A 1617-nucleotide genomic window follows, 5' to 3' on the forward strand; every position below is an offset into this window, starting at 1 on the left:
TCGGCATTTTCTTCGCGCTTGTTGTGGGTGCCGGACTGTTTGAGTTAGTTGGAATGAAACCAGACCTTGGCGCCTTGATTCTTGGCATGATGCTCGCTGGTCACCGTAAAGCGTCAGAGTTGTCTAAATCGCTATTTAATATGAAAGAGCTCTTTCTCGTCTGCTTCTTCTTAAATATCGGCTTATCCGCATCTTTGAGTCTAACGGGTATCGCACTAGCGCTTTTATTCATTGTCCTTCTGCCTATTAAAGGATTACTATACTTCCTGACCATCAACCACTTTAAGTTTCGCGTGCGTACTTCCCTACTCGCTTCTTTATCACTGTTTAACTACAGCGAGTTCGGGCTCATTGTCGGTGGCCTGGCGTACAAAATGGGGTGGATGCCGAGTGACATGCTCGCAGCCATCGCTGTAGCGGTTTCACTATCCTTTATTATCTCAGCACCTCTAAATCGCTTGGGCCATAAAATTTATCAACATTCCGGTAAATGGTTACAAGAAACGGCTGCAGAGAAACTCAACCAACGTGACCAGTTGATCAACCCGGGACATGCTCAAGTACTTATTCTAGGTATGGGGCGAATTGGTACCGGTGCATATGACGAGCTACGCGCACGTTACGGCAAGATTTCTCTGGGGATTGAGATCCGTGAAGAAGCAGCGCAACAACACCGTTCAGAAGGACGTAATGTCATTTCAGGGGATGCTACCGACCCAGATTTTTGGGAACGAATCCTAGATACTGGTCATGTAAAGTTAGTTTTATTGGCAATGCCACACCATCAAGGTAATCAAACGGCACTAGAACAACTTCAGCGTAGAAACTACAAAGGGCAAATTGCCGCTATTGCAGAATATCCAGACCAACTAGAAGGTTTGTTGGAAAGTGGTGTGGACGCTGCCTTTAATATATACAGCGAAGCAGGTAGTGGTTTTGCGCGACACGTGTGCAAACAACTAGAACCTCAGTTCACTTCAATAAAATAACCCTAAAAATACGCAACAACGCTACTACCAATTAAAAGCCTTTCTATCAATAGAGAGGCTTTTTTGTTTGATTTTCATACCAAACCTTAATCCCATTCATCAAAACAGCAAATAAATTAAATATTATTTAATCAACAAGGCTTTTTATCATTTTTTTAATCACAAAACGTTGCTTTTTTTACTCAGAATGGCAAATTGAATCCATACCGATTAGAAATTGTTTAGTTTAGAAAGGATGTTGTATGTGTTCAGTATTTGGGATTTTAGACATTAAAAGTGATGCAGCGGCACTGCGTCCTATCGCGTTAGAAATGTCGAAAAAGCTTCGTCACCGTGGCCCTGACTGGTCTGGTATCTACTCTTCAGAAAGAGCAATCCTAGCTCACGAGCGCTTGGCTATCGTTGGTCTAAATAGCGGTGCTCAACCACTATACAGCCCTGATAAAAAACTAATCCTTGCCGTTAACGGTGAGATCTACAACCACAAAGAGATTCGCGCTCGCTACGAAGGCAAGTACGAATTCCAAACAGACTCTGACTGTGAAGTTATTTTAGCGCTGTATCAAGACATGGGTGCTGATCTTCTTGAAGAGCTAAACGGCATTTTTGCTTTCGTACTGTACGATGA

General features: G+C 43.0%; 1 protein-coding gene and 1 pseudogene. Both read left to right on the forward strand.

What is annotated here, in order from left to right; genetic code table 11:
- Nucleotides 1–989: cation:proton antiporter family protein (locus R7E42_RS23920; RefSeq protein ID WP_318073078.1), on the forward strand; the 989-nt coding region annotated here is incomplete at its 5' end.
- Between the two features lie 242 nt (nucleotides 990–1231).
- Nucleotides 1232–1617, forward strand: a pseudogene (gene asnB / locus R7E42_RS23925) (asparagine synthase B); the annotation flags it as partial.

It is taken from the genome of Vibrio sp. Vb1337 (assembly GCF_033338715.1).
Classification (GTDB): Bacteria; Pseudomonadota; Gammaproteobacteria; order Enterobacterales; family Vibrionaceae; genus Vibrio; species Vibrio alginolyticus.